The 19,576-nt window shown below is 71.4% G+C and carries 20 protein-coding genes; 10 read left to right on the forward strand and 10 right to left on the reverse strand.

What is annotated here, in order from left to right:
• Positions 1 to 92: 92 nt before the first annotated feature.
• The 3 genes from FHX73_RS01370 to FHX73_RS01380 all read right to left on the reverse strand — a co-directional run bounded on the left by FHX73_RS01370 (position 93) and on the right by FHX73_RS01380 (position 3,340).
• The gene (locus FHX73_RS01370; protein WP_145902853.1) at positions 93 to 1,238 is read right to left on the reverse strand and encodes a glycerate kinase; all 1,146 of its coding nucleotides are present in this window, start codon (positions 1,236 to 1,238) and stop codon (positions 93 to 95) included.
• A 306-nt stretch (positions 1,239 to 1,544) separates the two neighbouring features.
• Positions 1,545 to 2,432, reverse strand: a complete 888-nt coding sequence (locus tag FHX73_RS01375) for a 2-hydroxy-3-oxopropionate reductase (protein WP_145902854.1) — start codon at positions 2,430 to 2,432, stop codon at positions 1,545 to 1,547.
• A gap of 41 nt (positions 2,433 to 2,473) precedes the next feature.
• Positions 2,474 to 3,340, reverse strand: coding sequence for a hydroxypyruvate isomerase family protein (locus FHX73_RS01380; protein ID WP_145902855.1), 867 nt, complete (start codon positions 3,338 to 3,340; stop codon positions 2,474 to 2,476).
• 159 nt (positions 3,341 to 3,499) lie between these two features.
• Here FHX73_RS01380 and FHX73_RS01385 point away from each other — a divergent pair, with 159 nt between their 5' ends.
• From FHX73_RS01385 to FHX73_RS01415, 7 genes are all read left to right on the forward strand, one after another.
• Entirely contained in the window at positions 3,500 to 3,760 is a 261-nt protein-coding gene (locus tag FHX73_RS01385) for a thiamine-binding protein (protein WP_145902856.1), read from the forward strand.
• Positions 3,757 to 4,140 carry a helix-turn-helix domain-containing protein gene (locus FHX73_RS01390; protein ID WP_145902857.1) on the forward strand — a complete coding sequence of 128 codons (384 nt, stop codon included), beginning with the start codon at positions 3,757 to 3,759 and terminating at the stop codon, positions 4,138 to 4,140. Before FHX73_RS01385 ends, FHX73_RS01390 begins: the two co-directional genes overlap by 4 nt.
• Before the next feature lie 213 nt (positions 4,141 to 4,353).
• Positions 4,354 to 4,881 (forward strand): 2-oxo-4-hydroxy-4-carboxy-5-ureidoimidazoline decarboxylase, encoded by a 528-nt coding sequence (uraD, locus tag FHX73_RS01395; RefSeq protein WP_170304804.1) that lies wholly within the window; start codon positions 4,354 to 4,356, stop codon positions 4,879 to 4,881.
• Positions 4,882 to 4,936: 55 nt separating this feature from the next.
• Entirely contained in the window at positions 4,937 to 5,272 is a 336-nt protein-coding gene (gene uraH, locus FHX73_RS01400; RefSeq protein WP_145902858.1) for a hydroxyisourate hydrolase, read from the forward strand.
• A gap of 17 nt (positions 5,273 to 5,289) precedes the next feature.
• Positions 5,290 to 6,210 (forward strand): factor-independent urate hydroxylase, encoded by a 921-nt coding sequence (gene pucL, locus FHX73_RS01405; RefSeq protein WP_145902859.1) that lies wholly within the window; start codon positions 5,290 to 5,292, stop codon positions 6,208 to 6,210.
• A 180-nt stretch (positions 6,211 to 6,390) separates the two neighbouring features.
• A complete protein-coding gene (locus FHX73_RS01410) occupies positions 6,391 to 7,773 on the forward strand; it encodes an 8-oxoguanine deaminase (protein WP_145902860.1) in 1,383 nt (460 codons plus the stop codon).
• A 222-nt stretch (positions 7,774 to 7,995) separates the two neighbouring features.
• Positions 7,996 to 9,660, forward strand: a complete 1,665-nt coding sequence (locus FHX73_RS01415) for an MFS transporter (RefSeq protein WP_246213290.1) — start codon at positions 7,996 to 7,998, stop codon at positions 9,658 to 9,660.
• A gap of 67 nt (positions 9,661 to 9,727) precedes the next feature.
• On the opposite strand, the gene gcl is transcribed toward FHX73_RS01415, so the two are convergent.
• The 3 genes from gcl to aceB all read right to left on the reverse strand — a co-directional run bounded on the left by gcl (position 9,728) and on the right by aceB (position 13,878).
• Positions 9,728 to 11,515 carry a glyoxylate carboligase gene (gene gcl / locus FHX73_RS01420; protein ID WP_145902861.1) on the reverse strand — a complete coding sequence of 596 codons (1,788 nt, stop codon included), beginning with the start codon at positions 11,513 to 11,515 and terminating at the stop codon, positions 9,728 to 9,730.
• Between the two features lie 225 nt (positions 11,516 to 11,740).
• Positions 11,741 to 12,121 (reverse strand): allophanate hydrolase-related protein, encoded by a 381-nt coding sequence (locus tag FHX73_RS01425; protein WP_145907989.1) that lies wholly within the window; start codon positions 12,119 to 12,121, stop codon positions 11,741 to 11,743.
• Between the two features lie 92 nt (positions 12,122 to 12,213).
• Positions 12,214 to 13,878: a malate synthase A gene (aceB, locus tag FHX73_RS01430; RefSeq protein ID WP_145902862.1), complete on the reverse strand. Its 1,665-nt coding sequence runs from the start codon at positions 13,876 to 13,878 to the stop codon at positions 12,214 to 12,216.
• Between the two features lie 205 nt (positions 13,879 to 14,083).
• On the opposite strand from aceB, the gene FHX73_RS01435 reads away from it, so the two are divergent.
• Complete coding sequence (locus tag FHX73_RS01435; protein ID WP_145902863.1) at positions 14,084 to 14,860, forward strand: IclR family transcriptional regulator; 777 nt, start codon at positions 14,084 to 14,086, stop codon at positions 14,858 to 14,860.
• A gap of 35 nt (positions 14,861 to 14,895) precedes the next feature.
• Positions 14,896 to 15,330 (forward strand): hypothetical protein, encoded by a 435-nt coding sequence (locus FHX73_RS01440; protein WP_145902864.1) that lies wholly within the window; start codon positions 14,896 to 14,898, stop codon positions 15,328 to 15,330.
• A gap of 15 nt (positions 15,331 to 15,345) precedes the next feature.
• Here the strand turns inward: FHX73_RS01440 and FHX73_RS45460 are convergent, their stop codons facing one another.
• Positions 15,346 to 16,566 carry a glycoside hydrolase family 16 protein gene (locus FHX73_RS45460; protein WP_246213291.1) on the reverse strand — a complete coding sequence of 407 codons (1,221 nt, stop codon included), beginning with the start codon at positions 16,564 to 16,566 and terminating at the stop codon, positions 15,346 to 15,348.
• 281 nt (positions 16,567 to 16,847) lie between these two features.
• On the opposite strand from FHX73_RS45460, the gene FHX73_RS01455 reads away from it, so the two are divergent.
• Positions 16,848 to 17,240 (forward strand): ribonuclease, encoded by a 393-nt coding sequence (locus FHX73_RS01455; RefSeq protein WP_145902865.1) that lies wholly within the window; start codon positions 16,848 to 16,850, stop codon positions 17,238 to 17,240.
• On the opposite strand, the gene FHX73_RS01460 is transcribed toward FHX73_RS01455, so the two are convergent.
• From FHX73_RS01460 to FHX73_RS01470, 3 genes are all read right to left on the reverse strand, one after another.
• Complete coding sequence (locus tag FHX73_RS01460) at positions 17,216 to 17,974, reverse strand: helix-turn-helix transcriptional regulator (protein ID WP_145902866.1); 759 nt, start codon at positions 17,972 to 17,974, stop codon at positions 17,216 to 17,218. The genes FHX73_RS01455 and FHX73_RS01460 overlap by 25 nt on opposite strands.
• A 99-nt stretch (positions 17,975 to 18,073) precedes the next feature.
• On the reverse strand, positions 18,074 to 19,132 hold the full coding sequence (locus FHX73_RS01465) for a class I SAM-dependent methyltransferase (protein ID WP_246213292.1): 1,059 nt from the start codon (positions 19,130 to 19,132) through the stop codon (positions 18,074 to 18,076).
• 113 nt (positions 19,133 to 19,245) lie between these two features.
• Positions 19,246 to 19,440: a DUF1059 domain-containing protein gene (locus FHX73_RS01470; RefSeq protein ID WP_145902867.1), complete on the reverse strand. Its 195-nt coding sequence runs from the start codon at positions 19,438 to 19,440 to the stop codon at positions 19,246 to 19,248.
• Positions 19,441 to 19,576: the final 136 nt, after the last annotated feature.

Below are 19,576 nucleotides of genomic sequence, written 5' to 3' on the forward strand. Positions count from 1 at the left end.
CGTTGGGGGTGCTGCGGTGCAGGTGGCTGGGAGCCTAGGCCCGCCTTCAACAAAACGTCAATGTAGGAAAGTACGATGGGAGCCGCTGGGGATCAGGGCTGGACCAAGAGGTCCCTGGCCAGCTGCTCGCCGGCCACCTCGGCCAGTTCGGCGGCCTTGGTCAGGCTGTCGCCGGGCTCCTCGGCCAGGTCGGTCAGCGCGTAGGCGGCCACGAAACCGAAGCCGCGCCACTCGCTCTCGGCCAGCTCCAGGCGCCCTGCCACAGCGGCCACCGGAACCCCCGCCCCGGTGGCCGCCGCGGCAACTCCGGCGGGCGCCTTGCCGTGCAGCGTCTGCTCGTCAAGGCAGCCCTCTCCGGTCACGACGAGGCGCGCCCCACGCACAGCCTCGTCGAAACCCAGCAGGTCGAGCAGGAGCTCGATGCCGGGTCGCATGGTGGCGCCGAGCAGGGCCAGGGCGGCGAAGCCGACCCCGCCCGCCGCGCCGGCCCCGGGGGCCTGGCTGACGTCCCGTCCGGTGGTCTCCCGGACCACCTCGGCCCAGCGGGTCAACCCGGCCTCCAGGACCACCAGGTCCTCGCCGTCGGCGCCCTTCTGCGGCCCGTAGACGGCGGTGGCACCGCGCTGCCCGAGCAGCGGGTTGTCCACGTCGCAGGCCACGACCACCTCGACGCCGGCCAGCTGGTCGGCCAGCGAGCCCGGGTCCAGGCGGTGCAGCCGGCGCAGTGCCGCACCGCCCGGGGGCAGCTCCACCCCGTCGGAGTCCAGCAGGCTGACGCCGAGCGCCTGCACCATGCCGGCGCCGCCGTCGGTGCAGGCGCTGCCGCCCAGGCCCAGCACGATCCGCTTGGCGCCCAGGCCGATGGCCCGGGCGATCAGCTGGCCGACCCCGAAGGAGCCGGCCGCGAGCGGCGCGGTGCGGCCGCCGGGCAGCCGGGCCAGGCCGGAGGCCTGGGCGAGCTCGACCACGGCGAGGTCGCCCTTGAGGGCGATCGCGGCGTCCACCGGGAGTCCGGTGGGGCCGGCCACCTTGGCCGGCACCCGGGTGAAGCCGGCCGCCAGCGCGGCGGCCAGGGTGCCCTCGCCGCCGTCGGCGACGGGCAGTTCGCGCACGTCGAGGTCGGGCAGCACCCGGCGGATGCCGGCCGCCAGGCGGGCGGCGACCTCGGCACCCTCCAGGGTGCCCTTGAACTTGTCGGGAGCTACGACCACATGGCCCTGGGCGGGGGTGGCGGGCATGGTGCGGGCCTCACTTCCGAATCGAACTGATGGTGCGTCAATCCTGCCGGTCGGCGTCCGGGGTGTGGTGCGACCCCCTCTCCGCCGTTCCTCCCGTCCCGCTTCCGACGTACGGGAGGCTCCCCTCGGCGGAGAGGGGGCCGGGCGACGCACAGCGCACGACCGAAGTGCGCGGCGCCGCCGGTTGGTGCGGTCGGCGGGTGGACGGATGAGCCCCAGCCCTCCCCGCCGACCGGGAGTGCCCTCCTGGTGGCGCGGGCACGACCGGACAGGTACACGCCACCAGGAGGAGTCTTCAGCGGAAGGTCACTTGACCTCGCGACCGGCCAGCCGCTCGACACCGCGCAGCAGCGCGGAGTGGTCCAGCGAGCCGTCGCCGTTGGCCCGGGCCGAGGCGACCAGCTGGGCGACGACCGAGCCGAGCGGCAGCGGCGCCTCGACGGCGCGGGCCGCGGTGGTCACGATGCCCATGTCCTTGTGGTGCAGGTCGATCCGGAAGCCCGGGGCGAACTGACGGTCGATCATGTTGGCCTTCTTGCGGTTCAGCACCGTGGAGCCGGCCAGGCCGCCGGCCAGCACGTCGAGCGCCGCCGGCAGGTCCACGCCCGCGTTCTCCAGGAAGACCACGGCCTCGGCCACGGCCTCGATGTTGATCGCCACGATCAGCTGGTTGGCCGCCTTGACGGTCTGCCCCGCGCCGGCCGGGCCGACGTGGATGACCGTGGTGCCCAGCACGTCGAACAGCGGCTTGGCCTCGGCGAAGTCGTCGGCGCCGCCGCCGACCATGATCGACAGCACCGCCTCGACGGCGCCGGCCTCGCCACCGGAGACCGGGGCGTCCAGGGTGCGCACGCCCTTGGCCTTGGCCGCGGCGTCCACCTTGATCGAGGTCTGCGGGGTGATCGAGGACATGTCGATCACCAGGGTGCCGGCGGCGACGTTCTCCAGCACACCGCCCTCGCCCAGGATGACCTGCTCGACGTGCGGGTCGGCCGGGACCATGGTGATCACGACCTCGGCGTCCTTCACCGCGTCGGCGATGCTGGTCGCGCCGTGGCCGCCCTCGGCCACCAGCGCGTCGATGGCCGACTGCTCCAGGTTGAAGCCGGTGACGTGGTGCCCGGCCTTGACCAGGTTGATGGCCATGGGCTTGCCCATGATGCCGAGGCCGATGAAAGCGATCTTGCGGCTCATCTGGTGGTTCCTTAGGGAGAAGAAGCGGGGGCTTGGTGAGGTCAGCCGGCCTGGGCGGCGCGCAGCTCGCGCGGCAGCCACTCGAAGCTGTCGGCGCTGACGCCGGAGGCGGGCTTGTACTCCAGGCCGATCGGGCCGGTGTAGCCGGCCGCGGTGAGCCGGTCGAGCAGGCCGGCCAGGTCGAGCGTGCCGGTGCCCGGCTCGTTGCGACCGGGGAAGTCGGCGATCTGCACGTGGCCGACCTTGTCGGCGTGGGTGTCGATCACGGCTTCCAGGTCCTCGCCGTTGACCGCGAGGTGGTAGAGGTCGAGCAGGAACTTGGCGTTCCCGAGCCCGGTGGCCGCGTTGATCCGGTCCACCACCTCGACGGCGGCGGCCGCGGTGTGCAGCGGGTAGTCCGGCGCGTCGTTGCGGTTCAGCGCCTCGATCAGCAGCACGGCGCCGATCGCGTGCGCGGCCTGGGCGGCGCGGGTCAGGTTCTCCAGGGCCAGCTCGTCCTGCTCGGCCGCCGTGGCGTCCGGCACCCGGTTGCCGTAGATGGCGTTCAGCGCGCCGGCGCCGAGCGACTCGGCCAGCGCCACGGCCACCGGGATGTTCTCCCGGAACCGGTCGCTCTCGGCGGGGACGGAGGCGGTGCCCTTGGCGCCGACCGACAGGTCGTCGAGGAAGTTCAGGCCGGTCAGCCGGACGCCGGCGTCGGAGAACGCCTTGCGCAGCTGGTCGAGCTCGGCCTCGCCGGGGGTGCTCTCGGTACCGAAGGGCCACCAGAGCTCAGCGGCCGTGAAGCCGAGCGCGGCGGCGGCGGCCGGGCGCTCCAGCAGCGGCAGTTCGCTGAACAGGATGGACAGGTTGACAGTGGCGCGCCCCTTGACAGAGGCCCACGCGGAAGCGGCCGTCACGTCGCTCACCCTTCCTCATCTCTTCCACAATGCGGAAGACTGTTTCTGCTTAGTGGAAGCTTGCCATGCGGACCCGAGGAACTGTCAAGGCCTCTGCAACAGTTTGTTGAAGCAACCTCGGGGCAACTCTCCCATCACCCCTGACCAGCCGCTCGATACAGTGAGCGAGTGCGATTGATGGTGGAGTTCACGACAGAACCGTTCGAGCTGGACACCTTCCCGCCCCACGCCGCCGCCGCCCGCCGAGTGGTGGACGAGGCCGGCCTGGAGGTCTCGGTCGGACCCTTCGGCACCAGTGCCGAAGGGGAGGCCGAGCAGGTGCTCACCGCGGTGACCCGACTGCTGCACGACAGCCTGGGGGCCGGCGCCAGCCGGATCTCCTTCCAGGTCAGCGTCGTGCCGACGGAGGAAGGAGGGGATAACCAGTGACCGACGCCCCCGAGCACCCGCTCACCACGGCGATCAAGCCGCTGCTGGACGCCGTCGGCGCGGCCGCGCTCGCGCTCGACGAGGCGAAGCCGGACGACGTCGTCCTGGACTGGGAGGGCGCGCCGGCGGTCGCGATCCGGCTGCCGCACCTGAGCAGTGCGCTGGACCGGCTGCTCGCCGACATGGCCCGCCAGTACGACGGCCGGCCGCTCAACGAGCTGGACCGGCTGGAGAAGCAGCGGGTCGTCGCGCTCCTGGAGGAGCGCGGGGCCTTCACCGTTCGACACGGTGTGGAGACCGTCGCGTCCGCCCTGGGCGTCAGCCGGTTCACGGTGTACAACTACCTGAACCGCCAGACCGACGGACCGAAGTCCGACTGAGTCCGGGGGTTCCGGCCGGTGGGCCGGGACCCGACCGACGCTGCAAAGTCTCGCCGAGCCGGGATCCGGACACACTTGGCGGATCACACACGAATCGGGCCGGTCACCGCCGGCGGTTCGAAACGTAACCACCAAGGCTTCAACAAAGTGTTGACGGCCGGGGGTGGTGGATCTAGCTTGTGCGGGTGGCACCACTCTTCAGGAGGTCCACCCGTGACCAACCACCCCCACGCGTCAGTTGACGCGCCCGGCGCCCTCGCGGCGCTGGCGGCGGCCGAGCCCGCCGCGCTGGAGGAGACGCTCCACGAGGTCTGCTCCAGCCCCCGTTGGGCCGCCGAGGTCGCGGCGGCCCGGCCGTGGTCCGACCGGACCGCCCTGCTGGCCGCCAACGCCGCCGCGATGGCCGCCCTGACCACCGCCGACCTGGCCGACGCGATGGCCGGGCACGCCCGGATCGGCAAGCCCAAGACGGGCGACGCCACCTCGGAGCGCGAGCAGGCCGGCATCCGGGGAGTCGACCAGGCACTCCTCGACGAGCTCGACTCGGCCAACGCCGCCTACGAGGCGAAGTTCGGCCACGTCTTCCTGATCTGCGCCACCGGCCGCACCGCCGGCACCATGCTCGACGCACTGCGCGAGCGGTACCCGAACACCCCGGCCGCCGAGGCCGAGATCGTCCGCGGCGAACTGCGCAAGATCAACGACATCCGTCTCAACAGACTCCTGGACGAGACGAACTGATCTACCGTCAGATCTGACGGATAGTCACACCCAGCCACCAGTAAGGTCACTCGCCATGACTGGCATCTCCACGCACGTGCTCGACACCAGCCTCGGCCGGCCGGCCGAGGGGGTTCCGGTCGAGCTGGCACTCACCACCGAGGGTGGTTGGAAGGTGCTCGGCGCCTCCGCCACGGACTCCGACGGCCGGGCCAAGGACCTGCCGGCCGTGGAGGCGGGCTCGGTCGTCCGGCTGACCTTCGACACTGCCGCGTACTACGCGCGGTCGTCGTCGGAGCCGCCGTTCTTCCCCGAGGTCTCGATCGTCTTCACGGTCGCGCCCGCGCAGCACCACTACCACGTGCCGCTGCTGCTGAACCCCTTCGGATATTCCGTCTACCGCGGAAGCTAGACAGCAAGGAGCCCACGATGGCCCACGTGCTCGGTCAGAACCAGTACGGCAAGGCTGAGAACCGGATCGTCCGGGTCTACCGTGACAGCACCCGTCACGAGGTCAAGGACATGAACGTCTCGGTCTCCCTCCAGGGCGACTTCGAGGACGTCCACCTCACCGGCTCGAACGCCAACTGCCTGCCCACCGACACCACCAAGAACACCGTGTACGCCTTCGCCAAGGAGTACGGGATCGAGTCGGCGGAGGCCTTCGGCATCCTGCTGGCCCGGCACTTCGTGAACGACACGGAGCGCGGCGTGGTGCACAGCGCCCGGATCCGGATCGAGGAGTACACCTGGAACCGGATCAAGACGCCGGACAGCTCCTCGCGCTTCATCGGCGCCGACGAGGTCGGCCACTCCTTCGTGCGGGACGGCGGCGAGGTCCGCACCACCGAGGTGGTGTTCGACGGCACCAAGGTGCAGGTGATCTCCGGCCTCAAGGACCTGATCGTGATGAACACGACCAACTCCGAGTTCTGGGGCTACATCAAGGACAAGTACACCACCCTGCAGGAGGCCTACGACCGGATCCTGGCCACCCAGGTGACGGCCCGTTGGAAGTACTCCTTCACCGGTGAGAACGACGAGGTCCAGCCCAACTGGAACCGCTCCTACCAGCACGTGCGCCGGCACATGCTGGAGGCCTTCGCCGAGACCTACTCCTACTCGCTGCAGCAGACCCTGCACGCGATGGGCACCCGGGTGCTGAACAACCGCGCCGAGGTCGACGAGGTCCGCCTGGAGCTCCCGAACAAGCACCACTTCCTGGTGGACCTGGAGCCGTTCGGCCTCAAGAACGACAACGAGGTCTACTACGCGGCCGACCGCATGTACGGCCTGATCGAGGGCACCGTGCACCGCGAGGGCGTCGTCCCGGTCATCCCGGTCGTCTGACCCGCCGGTCCGCCAGCGCCACCCGAGGGATTCTGCTCCGCCGTCCCGCCCTCGGGCCGCCCTTCACCCAGACGGCGGTGACCCCTGGCCGGACCGCGCGGTCCGACGACCCGTCACTCCTTCCCTGACGCAGAGTCGGACCGCGCAGTCCACTCAACCCCACTCCCTAGGAGAGTCACCATGTCGGTGCAGCCGCCGTCCGCAGACCAGCGGATCGTCATCGAGAACGCCGCCATCGCCACCGTCGACGGGAACGACACCGAGTACGCCCGCGGTCACGTGGTGATCAAGGGCAACCTGATCGAGTCGGTCGGCGACGGCCCGGCCCCCTCCTGGCTCGACAACGTGGTGCGCCGGATCAACGCCGAGGGCCACCTGGTCACCCCCGGCCTGGTCAACACCCACCACCACTTCTACCAGTGGATCACCCGGGGCCTGGCCCAGGACAACATCCTCTTCGACTGGCTGGTCGCGCTGTACCCGACCTGGGCCCGGATCGACGACCAGCTGGTGCACGCCGCCTCGCTGGGCTCGGCCGCCGCGCTGCTCAAGTCCGGCTGCACCACCGCCAGCGACCACCACTACGTCTTCCCCAAGGACGGCGGCGACATCCTGGGCGCCTCGATCGAGGCCGTCCAGCAGCTCGGCCTGCGCTTCACCGCGCTGCGCGGCTCGATGGACCGCAGCAAGAAGGACGGCGGCCTGCCCCCGGACCACGCGGTGGAGACCACCGAGGAGATCCTGATCGCCTCCGAGGCGGCCGTGGACAAGTGGCACGACTCCTCCTTCGGCTCGATGCTGCACGTCGCCATCGCCCCCTGCTCGCCGTTCTCGGTCTCCACCGAACTGATGCGCGAGGCCGCCGTGCTGGCCCGCCGCAAGGGCGTGCGGCTGCACACCCACGGCTCGGAGACGGCCGAGGAGGAGGCGTTCTGCAAGCAGCTCTTCGGCATGGGCCCGACCGACTACTTCGAGTCCACCGGCTGGCTCGGCGAGGACGTGTGGATGGCGCACTGCGTCCACATGAACGACTCCGACATCGCCAAGTTCGCCGAGACCGGCACCGGCGTGGCGCACTGCCCCTCCTCCAACGCCCGCCTGGCCGCCGGCATCGCCCGGGTGCCCGACATGCTGAAGGCCGGCGTCCCGGTCGGCCTGGGCGTGGACGGCACCGCCTCCAACGAGTCCGGCGAGCTCGGCACCGAGCTGCGCAACGCCCTGCTGATCAACCGCCTGCACGGCTCCCCGACCGCGCTCACCGGCCGCCAGGCGCTGCGCCTGGGCACCATGGGCGGCGCCCGGGTGCTCGGCCGGCAGAACGAGATCGGCTCGATCGAGGTCGGCAAGCTGGCCGACCTGGCGCTCTGGAAGGTCGACGGGATCATGCACTCCTCGATCGCCGACCCGGTCGCCGCGCTGACCTTCGGCGCGCTCCCGCCGCTCGCCGCGCTCTTCGTGAACGGCAACGCGGTGGTCGAGAACGACCGGCTGACCACGGTCAACGAGGACCAGATCGCGCTGGCCTGCGCCAAGGCCGCGCGCGACCTGGCCGCGCGCGGCTGAGCCACCGAGCCACTGATCCGTTAGAACCCCCAGACTCCGGGCCGCCCAGGGACGGTGCGTGACCCGGACTCCGCCCGCCCTTCACCGGTGGCGGGCGGACCGCAGCCCCGGACCCACGGCGAGGGTCCGGGGCTGCGGCGTGCCCGGCCCCGGTCAATCGCGGGAACGGGCACGACGTAAGTTAGTGGGTCGAACGTGCACCAAGGGAAAGGCCGGATCCGAATGAGCTCCGTGGGATCGGCGATCCCCTCCGCCCGCCTACCGGCCCGCCCCGGCGGCCTGCGCGGCGCGCTGCGCTCGGCGCCGCGCCACCCGGTGGTCGCCGCGGTGCTGCTGTCCCTGCTGCTGCACCTGGTCTGGGTGCTCTGGCTGGCCAACGACGCGGGCGACCTGTCCGCCCAGTACGCCTGGACCGACTTCGCCAAGCAGCACCCCGAGTCGGCCTACAACCTGTCCTGGTACGGCGGCATGCACACCGCCTCGTACAGCGTGCTCTCGCCGTACCTGATGGGCGCCATCGGCGTGCGCACCACCGGCCTGCTGGCGGGCGTGGCGAGCGCCGCCCTGGCCGCGCAGCTGCTGATCAGGAGCGGGGTGCGCCGGCCGCTGCCGGCGGCCCTGTGGACGGCCTTCGCGCTCTGGTGCGACGTGGCCTCCGGGCGGGTCACCTTCGCCCTCGGGCTGGCCTTCGGGCTGGCCGCGACCCTGCTGGCGTACTGCTACCGGGGTCCGCGGCTGCGCTGGCTGGCGCTGTTCGGGCTGGCCGCGCTGGGCACCATGGGCAGCCCGGTGGTCGGGCTCTTCCTGGAGGTGGTCGGCGCCGGGCTCTTCCTGACCGGCCGTCGGCGGGACGCCTACCCGCTGTTCGCCGCGCCGGCCGTGGTGGTCGGCGGCACCACGCTGCTCTTCCCGTTCAACGGCATGCAGCCGTTCAGCTTCCACAGCACCGTGCCGGTGGTGGCGGCCGCGCTGGCGGCGGTGTACTTCGCGCCGCGCGAGTGGACCGCGCTGCGCCGGGCCGGGCTGGTGTACGCGGTCGGCGTGATGCTGGTCTTCTTCGTCCCCTCGCCGGTGGGCAGCAACGTCGAGCGGCTCAGCCTGCTGTTCGCCGGCACGGCGCTGCTGGCGGTGCTGACCGGCGTGCGGATGGGCCGCCGGCGGGCCGTGGCGGTGCTGGTGGCCTTCCTGGCGGTGGCCGGCTGGCTGACCGGGCGGACCATCGGCGACCTGGTGGTGACCGTGCCGGTGACCCCGCCGGCCCGCGACGGCGGCGCGCTGATCGACGAGCTGAAGTCGCTCGGCGGCGAGCGCACCCGGGTCGAGGTGGTCCCGCTCTCCTCGCACTGGGAGGCCAGCGGGGTGGCGCCGTACGTGAACCTGGCGCGCGGCTGGAACCGGCAGGCGGACACCACCCGCAACCCGCTCTTCTACACCGACCACCTGACGGCGGACCAGTACCACGACTGGCTGCGCGAGTGGGGCGTCGGCTACGTCGCGCTCTCCGACGCCAAGCCGGACGACGCGGCGGTCCAGGAGGCCGAGCTGGTCCGCTCCGGCCAGCCCTACCTGCGCCAGGTCTGGCAGTACGGCAGCTGGACGGTCTACCAGGTGGCCGACCCGACCCCGCTGGCCGACCCGCCGGCCGTGGTGGAGAAGGCCGACGCGGCCTCGCTGACCGTCTCGGTGCCGGCCGCCGGCGAGGTCCGGCTGAAGCTGCCGTACTCCCCCTGGCTGGGCCTGGCCGGGCACACCGACGACCAGCACGGCTGCCTGGCCCAGTCGGGCGACTGGACGGTGCTGCACGCGACCGCCCCGGGCACCTACCAGGTCACCGGGAACTACGGGCTGAACCGGGGCACCCCCTGCCCCACCCCCGCGAAGCAGTAGCGGCAGGACAGCCGAGGGCCCGCCGGACGACAGTGTCCGGCGGGCCCTCGGAGTCTCTACCGCTGTGTCAGACCTTCAGGGTCCGGATCGCGGTCGGCGCGTGGCCGGGCTCGGTGGCCAGCTCCTCGAACTCCTTGACCGCGCTGATGTCCTGGGTCGGGCTCATCGAGATGTTGGTGACCCGCTCCAGGATCGCCTCGACCACGACCGGCACCTGGAACTCGGCGGCCAGCTTCTTGGCCTGCTCGAAGGCGGCGCCGAGCTCGTTCGGGTCGGTGACCCGGATCGCCTTGCAACCCAGGCCCTCGACGACCTTGACGTGGTCCACGCCGTAGACGCCGAGCTCGGGCGAGTTGATGTTCTCGAACTCCAGGTTGACCTGGAAGTTGATGTCCAGGCCGATCTGCGCCTGGCGGATCAGGCCCAGGTAGGCGTTGTTCACCAGCACGTGGACGTAGGGGATCTTGTGCTGGGCGCCGACGGCCAGCTCCTCCAGCATGAACTGGAAGTCGTAGTCGCCGGAGAGCGCGACCACCGGGGTCTCCCGGTCGGCGGTGGCGACGCCGAGCGCGGCCGGGATGGTCCAGCCCAGCGGGCCGGCCTGGCCGCAGTTGATCCAGTGCCGCGGCTTGTAGACGTGCAGCATCTGGGCGCCGGCGATCTGCGAGAGGCCGATCGTGGTGACGTAGCGGGTCTCCGGCCCGAACGCCTTGTTCATCTCCTCGTACACCCGCTGCGGCTTCATCGGGATGTTGTCGAAGTGGGTGCGGCGCTGCAGGGTCGCCTTGCGCTCCTGGGTCTCGGCGACCCAGCCGGCGCGGTCGGGCAGCTGCCCGGCGGCCTTGAGCTCCTTGGCGATCTGGACGAAGAGCTCCAGCGCGGCCTTGGCGTCCGAGGCGATGCCGAAGTCCGGGGCGAAGATCTTGCCGATCTGGGTGGGCTCGATGTCCACGTGGACGAACTTGCGCTCGCCGCGGTAGACGTCCAGCTTGTAGCCGGTGTGGCGGTTGGCCCAGCGGTTGCCGATGCCCAGGACGAAGTCCGAGGCGAGGAAGTTCTCGTTGCCGTAGCGGTGCGAGGTCTGCACGCCGACCATGCCGGCGTTCAGCTCGTGGTCGTCCGCGATGGTGCCCCAGCCCATCAGGGTGGGGATGACCGGGGTGCCGGTCAGCTCGGCGAACTCGACCAGCAGGTCGGCCGCGTCGGCGTTGATGATGCCGCCGCCGGCGACGATCAGCGGGCGCTCGGACTCCAGCAGGAACTTGATCGCCTTCTCGGCCTGGGCCCGGGTGGCGGCCGGCTTGTAGACCGGCAGCGGCTCGTAGGTCTCCGGGTCGAACTCGATCTCGGTCAGCTGGACGTCGATCGGCAGGTCGATGAGGACCGGGCCGGGGCGGCCGGAGCGCATCAGGTGGAAGGCCTGCTGGAAGACGCCGGGGACCTGGGCGGCCTCCAGCACGGTGGTGGCGGCCTTGGTGACCGGGCGGGCGATCGAGGCGATGTCGACGGCCTGGAAGTCCTCGGTGTGCAGCTTGGCGACCGGCGCCTGGCCGGTGATGCACAGGATCGGGATCGAGTCGGCGATCGCCGAGTAGAGGCCGGTGATCATGTCGGTGCCGGCCGGGCCCGAGGTGCCGATGCAGACGCCGATGTTGCCGGCCTTGGTGCGGGTGTAGCCCTCGGCCATGTGGGAGGCGCCCTCGACGTGGCGGGCCAGCGTGTGCCGGATCCCGCCACCCTCCTTGAGCGCCCGGTAGAAGGGGTTGATCGCGGCGCCCGGCACGCCGAACGCGACCTCGACACCTTCGCGCTTGAGGATCTCAACTGCGGCGCGGGCGGCTGTCATTCGAGGCATCGGTCACTCCTGCGTCAACTCGTCTCCCCCATCGTGCTTCCACGATGCGGAATCCTGCTTTTGGGATACGAAATTAAAGTAGGGGGCGGCCCGATGGAGCGTCAAGGCTTCCGAGCTGTGGATTTCAACAACTCGTTGATCCGTATACGCACCCTTCGGATGTGCGAAAGCACCCGTCAACGGCCCTGTTTCCGGGGGCCGTTGGCGGGTGCCGGCGGATCGGTCCTAGAAGCTGCGGCCCAGGGTACCCAGGTAGCGGCGCCAACCGCCGTGCTCGGTGATCTCGCGGTGCACGCCGCGCTCCAGCTCACCGCGGGACAGCAGCATCGAGAAGCAGGCCGAGCCGTCGGCCAGCTCGATGATGCCGAGCTCCAGCTCGCGCGGCTCGCCGGGCAGGATCACGTCGCGCAGCAGCTCCAGGCTCAGCTCGTAGAGCTCGCCCTCGATCACGCTCGCCACGGCCGGGTCCGGCTGCAGGCCCGGGCAGACGTCACCGATCGAGAAGAACCGGTACCCGGGCGCGGTGCGCACCTCGCCGAGGAACGGCGCGTCGCCGAGCTTGGCGTGGAACTCACCGCCGCGCATCGCCTGACCGTTGAAGAACATCCGGACCGTCAATGTGACTCCATCTCAACAGGGGTGCACGGTCCACCGGGGAGTGTTCGCCCCGGCGGACCGTACACAATGGCAGTAAGCGGTCAGCCGAGCAGTGCGTAGCCTGGCAGGGTCAGGAAGTCGGCGAACTCCTCGGCGAGCGCCACCTGCTCGAAGAGCTCGCGCGCCTCGGCCCACCGGCCGGCCGCGAACACCCCGTCGCCCAACTCGGCCCGGACCGTGTCGAGCTCCTCGGCGATCAGCCGCCGGGTCAGCTCCGCGGTGGCCTTCTCGCCGGTGTCGGCGAGCACCACGCCGTTGTGGATCCACTGCCAGATCTGCGAGCGGGAGATCTCGGCGGTGGCGGCGTCCTCCATCATGTTGAAGATGCCGACCGCGCCCAGGCCGCGCAGCCAGGCCTCGCAGTAGCGCAGGCCGACGGCGACGGCGTTCTGCAGGCCGGCCTCGGTGCAGTGGCCGCCGGCGCCCGCGACGTCCAGCAGCTGAGCGGCCGTCACCTGGTCGTCCGAGCCCGGGTTGTCCTTCTGGTTCGGGCGCTCGCCGAGCACCGCGTCGAAGCTGGCGCGGGCGACCGGCACCAGGTCGGGGTGGGCGACCCAGGAGCCGTCGAAGCCGCCGCCGGCCTCCCGGTCCTTGTCCGCCTTGACCTTCTCCAGCGCGGCGGCGTTCACCTCGGGGTCCTTGCGGGAGGGGATGAACGCGGCCATGCCGCCGATCGCGTGCGCGCCGCGCTTGTGGCAGGTCTGCACCAGCAGCCGGGCGTAGGCGGCCATGAAGGGCGAGGTCATGCCGACGCTGTTGCGGTCCGGCAGGATGTAGCGCTCGCCGGCGTCGCGGAAGTTCTTCACGATCGAGAACAGGTAGTCCCACCGGCCGGCGTTCAACCCGGCGGCGTGGTCGCGCAGTTCGTAGAGGATCTCGTCCATCTCGAAGGCGGCCATGATGGTCTCGATCAGCACGGTGGCCCGGATGGTGCCGTGCGGGATGCCGAGCTCGCGCTGGGCGTGGGTGAAGACCTCGTTCCAGAGCCGGGCCTCCAGGTGGCTCTCCGTCTTCGGCAGGTAGAAGTACGGGCCGGAGTTGGGGTCGGACTCGCCCTTGGCCAGCAGCCGGGCCGCGTTGTGGAAGAAGTAGAGGCCGAAGTCGAAGAGGGCACCCGCCACCGGCACGCCGTCCACCAGCAGGTGGTTCTCGTCCAGGTGCCAGCCGCGCGGGCGGACCACCACGGTGGCCAGCTGCTCGGCGGGCTTGAGGGTGTAGGCCTTGCCCTGCTCGGAGGTGAAGTCGATCCGGCCCTCGAAGGCGTCGATCAGGTTGACCTGGCCGGAGACCACGGCGTGCCAGGTGGGCGAGGTGGCGTCCTCGAAGTCGGCGAGCCAGACCTTGGCGCCGGAGTTGAGGGCGTTGATCACCATCTTGCGGTCGGTCGGACCGGTGATCTCCACCCGGCGGTCCTGCAGCGCCCGGGGCGCCGGGGCGACCTTCCAGTCGCCGGCCCGGACCGCGGCGGTCTCGGGGAGGAAGTCGAGGGTGCCGGCCTGGGCGATCTCGGTCCGGCGGGTCTTGCGGCGGGCCAGCAGCTCCTGGCGGCGGCCTTCGAAAGCCCGGTGGAGGCCGATCACGAAGCGGACCGCCTCGGGAGTGAGCACCTCCTCCGCACGGGGGACGCGCGGGCCGGCGACAGTGACGACCGGAGCGGCGACAGTGACGACCGGGTCTGGGCCGACAGCTTCCTGGTCTGCAGCCATGGGCAGGACACTCCTTGGACGGTTGAACCTGTGTAGGGAGCCCCGGTGGAGGCTTCCCTCGTGACGACCCACCTACCGGCCCCCGACTACTGGGCAGGGTCGATTCTGTAAAGTGGAGACTAGTTTCCGCGATACAGAATTTCAACGGTTTGTTGAGCGGATCGCTGGGACTCTACTCCTCCGCCGACAGCAAAGGGAACCGCCAGTGGCCAGTCCTGCCCCCGAACGCGCCAGTGGCAGCGTGCAGTCCGTCGAACGCGCCTTCCAGCTGCTCGAAGCGCTGGCCGACGCCGGTGGAGTCGCCACCCTGAGCGAGCTGTCCGGCAGCTCGGGCCTGCCGATGCCGACCATCCACCGCCTCGTCCGCACCCTGGCCACCCAGGGCTACGTGCGGCAGGACACCGCACGCCGCTACACCCTGGGCCCCCGGCTGATCCGGCTCGGCGAGACCGCCGGCCGGCTGCTCGGCAGCTGGGCCCGACCGTATCTGGCCGAATTGATGGAGGCCACTGGCGAAACCGCCAACCTCGCGGTGCTGGAGGGCGGCGAGGTGGTGTACGTGGGACAGGTGCAGTCGCGCCGCTCGATGCGGATGTTCACCGAGGTGGGCCGCCGGGTGCAGCCGCACTGCACCGGGGTCGGCAAGGCGCTGCTGGCGCAGCTGCCCGAGGACGAGGCGCGCGCCGTGCTCGGCACCCAGCCGCTGCCCGCGCACACCGAGTTCACCGTCACCGACGTGGACCGGCTGTTCGAACAGCTGGCCCACGCCCGCGAGGCGGGCTACGTGGTGGACGACCAGGAGCAGGAGATCGGGGTGCGCTGCATCGCGGTCACGGTGCCGGGTGCGCCGACCCCGACCGCCCTGTCGGTCTCCGGCCCGGAGGCCCGGATCCGCGCGCTGGAGGAGCAGAGCGGCAGCGGGGCGCTGGTCACCGTGATGCAGGGGATCGCCAAACGGCTCGGCGACGTGCTCGCGCCGTGACGCTGCGGTGAAGATCGGTGGCGTAGGGTGACGACATGCATCCGCTGCTCGCCCCTGTGCTCGCCGCCGCCGTGATCGCGGCCGGCCCCGCCGACCTCCGCGTGATCCCGATGAACCCGGATCCCGCACCGGCCGGCGGCATCACCACCGTGCACGCCTTCGTCGCCAACAACGGCCCGAACACGGCCGGCGCGTTCACCATCACGGTGCACGCGCCCGCCGGCGCCCACGTGCAGCAGCCCACCTTCCCGGGCCCGGACCGCTGCACCCTCGATGATGCGGACGTCGAGGTGGTCTGCAGCTTCCCGGCCGGACTCGAAGCGCTGCGCTCGGCCACCGCCCTGGTGCCGCTGCAGCTCGATGACGACGTGTCAGGAGTGCTGCGCGGCGGCCGGGTCACCGTGCGCAGCGCGGAAGACCCGGACCACCGCAACGACAGCGCGCCGTACGAGGTCCGGGTCTCCGAGTAGCGGGTTGACGATCCGTCAGCGGTAGACCCGCACGTAGTCCGCGGCGAACGAGATCGGCGTCGAACCGGTGGGCGCGGGGTGGTACTTGCCCGCGTCCACCGACAGGTTGAGGATCAGGTAGGCCGACCAGTTCGGGCCGACGCCGGTGCCGTCGGAGAAGACCTTGGTCCCGTTGACGTACCAGTCCACCGAGTTGGCGCCGTAGTAGGTGCCGATGGTGACCCACTGGCCGGGCTGCACGCCGGCGGTGTCGGTCAGGTAGTCCTGGCCGAAGTTGACGTGGTTGGTCAGCTCCAGCAGGTTCGGGTTGTCCGGGTGGTACTCGAAGGAGTCGATCTCGCTGCCGCCGGACTGCCAGGTCCACAGGGCCGGCCAGGCGCCCTGCCCGGTGGGCAGCTGCACCCGGGTCTCGGCGTAGTCGCCGGTCTTCACCTTGAAGCCCTCCTTGGAGCCCTCGGTGGTGATCAGACCGGTGGTCCAGGCCTGCTTGCCGTTCTCCAGGGTCTGGCTGCTCGGCTGGGCGGTGAAGGTGGCCGCACCGTTCGCGACGGAGACGTCGGAGGGGCTGAGCCAGTCCAGCTTGTCGTCGTCCGGGTTGTGGTTGCCGTACTTGTAGGCGCTGGTCGTGCCGTTGGTCCAGCGGTTGGCGTCCAGCCCGTTGGAGAAGTCGTCGGACCAGGTGAGCGACTGCCCGGGGATCGGCGAAGCCGAGGCCGGCGCGGGGGCGGGGGCCGGCGCAGGGGTCGGAGCAGGAGTCGGCGCGGGCGTCGGGGCGGGCGTCGGCGCGGGGGCGGGCGCCGGGGCCGCTGCCACGGTGAGGGTCTGCGCGGGCAGGTTGTGCCAGCTGCCGGCCTGGTCCTGCCAGTAGCCGAAGATCGAGTAGGCGCCGGCCGGGAAGCTGCGCGCGCCGGTGGTCAGCACGTGGGCGCCGGAGCAGAGCTGGACGTTGGTCTGCGAGCCGGGGAAGTCGAGGTTGTTGCCCGCCGCGTCCCGTACGCCGACGCCGAGCGCCTTCGCGGTGAAGCAGGAGCCGGCGTGCACGGTCAGCGTGGCGGTCACCGGCGCGTCGGGCGTGGCGGCGCTGGTGGTCAGGCGGTCCTCGGTGACCGTCGGGGTGGTGGTGGTCGGACGCCAGGACCAGCCGGCGGCGTGCGCCTGGCCGACCATCGGGACGGCGAGCAGGCCGAGGGCGCCGGCGAGGACGCCGAGGCGCGCGGTCTTTGCAGCAGGGATCACAGGAGTACCTCGTGGCGACGCCCGCGTGCTATGGGCAGCGGGACGTCACGGGCTGGGCGGCAGGGAAGAGAAGCCCGCTCCCCCCGTATACGGACAGTTCGCAGGCTAAGCAGATCGTGTGATCAACAACAATGTTTAAGCGGTGTCGCAAGGGTCACACCGCACTCCCCCGAACCATTCGGCGAAGCCCGCAAGTCGCCCGCCCACCAGCCAAGTTACGTGGACATGAAGACTTTCCCAGCGTCTTCCCAGGGTCCTCGGCGGACATTCAGACTGCTGCCATGCAGACTCTTCTACGCGCGTTGAAGTCGCGTTCCGCCTCTGTCGTCACCGTCGGCCTGCTGGCCCTGGCCCCCCTCGTCGTCGCCACCGACGCCCACGCCGACGTGAGCGGCAACATCTGTCAGAGCGCCCTGCCCTCGCAGGCCGACGACACCCTGAACGAGATCGCCGACGGCGGCCCGTTCCCGTACTCCCAGGACGGCGTGGTCTTCCAGAACCGCGAGGGCGTGCTGCCCTCGCAGGACTACGGCTACTACCACGAGTACACGGTGGTCACCCCGGGCGCCTCCACCCGCGGCACCCGCCGGATCATCACGGGCGAGGGCGCCCAGGAGGACTACTACACCTCGGACCACTACGCGACGTTCTACCTGATCGACTTCACCTGCTGATCGAGGGCGTTCTGCCCGCGCCAGCGGGCGGCGGCCGCGACCCGGCTGTGCACCTGGAGCTTCGCGTAAGCGTGCTCCAGGTGCTTGTCCACGGTGCGGGCCGAGACCGCCAGCCGCCGGCCGATCTGACGGTCGGTCAACCCCTCGGCCAGCAGGTCGAGCACGGCCGCCTCACGCACCGTCAGTGCCGACCGCAGTGGCACCGGCGGGGGCGCGAGGCGGCCGAGCGCGTGACTGAGCCGGGTGCGCAGCAGCAGCGCGGTCTCCAGGTCGGCGTCCGCGAAGTCGCTCGCCGAGCGGTGCACCACCAGGCAGACGGTGCGCCGGCCGCCCGCCGCCCAGCCCGCCGGGAACGCGGTGGCCAGCTGGTACTCGGCGCCGATCGGGCGCAGCGCCTCGGCGTAGGTGCCCGAGCGGTGGAACTCGGTGCGCGACTGCAGGTCGGAGCGGCGCAGCGGCACGCCGGGGCCGGTGTTGGTGTGCACGAAGAGCGGGTCCGAGCCGGCGTGCCGGTAGAAGGCGGCCAGCGCCTCGGCGTCCAGCAGGTCGCGGGGCAGGTGCACGGGGTGCCGACCGGCCGGGGTGCGCACCGCCCAGGTGAGGCTGTCGCCGGGCAGGGCCCGGAGCAGCAGGGGGTGCAGCACCGGCAGGAGGGTCTCCTCCTCGTCGGCGTCGAGCAGCAGGTCGATCACGGCGCAGATCCGCCGCAACCCGGCCTCCCCGGACGGAGTCACTCTTGGAGCGTGCCCCCGTCGGGGAGGCCGGGTCAAGCCGGGCCCCGACAAACCCGGCACCGGTCGTCCGGCACGATCCGGACGGCCTGGGTGAGGCGGCTAACGGCTGGTCGCGTAGACCCGGTTGACCGGGGTCTCGGCGGCCAGTTTCCAGTGGTGCAGCCCGGCGTCGTCGGCGAGGTGGCGCATCGCGTCCTCGCCCGCGTGGTTGCCCATGGTCTGCGGGCCGTGCTGGGCGACGGCGGAGGGCAGGCAGATCGCGACCGAGGCGGCGGTCAGCGCCCGGCCGACCGGATTGGCGTTGGCGACCGGGTCGGCGGAGGCGTTCGGCTCGACGATCATGCAGCTGCCGCCCTCGGCGAGCGCCTGCTCGGCGTGGTGCAGGGCGCCGCCCGGGTCGCCCATGTCGTGCAGGCAGTCGAAGAAGGTGATCAGGTCGTAGTCGCCGCCCGGGAAGTCCTGGGCGCCGGCCACCTGGAACTCCACCCGGTCGGCGAGGCCCTGTTCGGCGGCGAGGCCGCGGGCCGCCTCGATCGACGGGGCGTGGAAGTCGAAGCCGTGGAACCGCGAGGCCGGGTAGGCCTGCGCCATCAGCATGGTGGACCAGCCGTAGCCGCAGCCCACGTCGGCGACCTGGGCGCCGGCCGCCAGCTTGGCCTCGGTGCCGTTCATCGCCGGGATCCACTCGGGCACCAGGGCGCCGGCGTAGCCGGGGCGGAAGAACTTGGCGGCGCCGGCGAAGAGCGCGCTGCCGTGTTCGCCCCAGCCCACGCCGTCGCCGGTGCGGAAGGCCTCCATCAGCGCGTCCTCGCTCGCGTAGACGGCCTGGAGCATGGTGAACAGGCCGCCGCAGTAGGTGGGTGCGGAGGGGTCGGCGAGCACCGCAGCGTGTTCGTCGGGGAGCAGGTAGCTGTCGGCCGCCGCGTCGTAGTGGACGTACTCGCCGGCCACCTGGGCGGCCAGCCACTCGCGCAGGTAGCGCTCCTGCAGGCCGGTCCGGGCGGCGAGTTGGGCGCTGGTCAGGGGTCCGGCGCCGGCCATCGCGGCGTAGACGCCGAGCCGGTCGCCGAGCGCGGTGCACATGCCCGCCATCGCGGCCCCGCCGTCGGTGACCACCCGTTCCAGGAACTCCATCATCCTGTCCTCGTCGAGGGACACCGTGACCACCTCCTCGTGCTGCTCGTGGTGCTACCACTCCAGCAGAGCGGGCCCGCCCCGGGCCATACGGGATTTCCCGTACGCGGGGGCGGGCCCGCCGATCCTCGTACCGTTCAGGTGTGCTGGAGCACCAGCTCGTCCTTGAGGGACGCCCGGACGTGCTCGCGCAGCTCCGGACCGTCCGTCTCGCCGTGCACCGCGACGGCGTGCGCCACGGCGGCCCGGACCACCTCGTCCGCCTCGCCGGAGAACACCATCGAGCACTCGACCTCGCTGGGGAACTCGCGGCAGTCGATGACCTTGCGCATCTCGACCTCCTTCGCGACCGCGGACCGCGGGGAGCGGCACGCGCGTGTCGCGGAACCATTGTCCCTCCGCGGGGCCGGTCGGATAGCGTGGGTGCCGCACCGATTCCCGTCCCGGACGAAGCGAGGAACACCCCGG

It is taken from the genome of Kitasatospora viridis, from assembly GCF_007829815.1.
In the GTDB taxonomy this organism is placed as follows: Bacteria; Actinomycetota; Actinomycetes; order Streptomycetales; family Streptomycetaceae; genus Kitasatospora; species Kitasatospora viridis.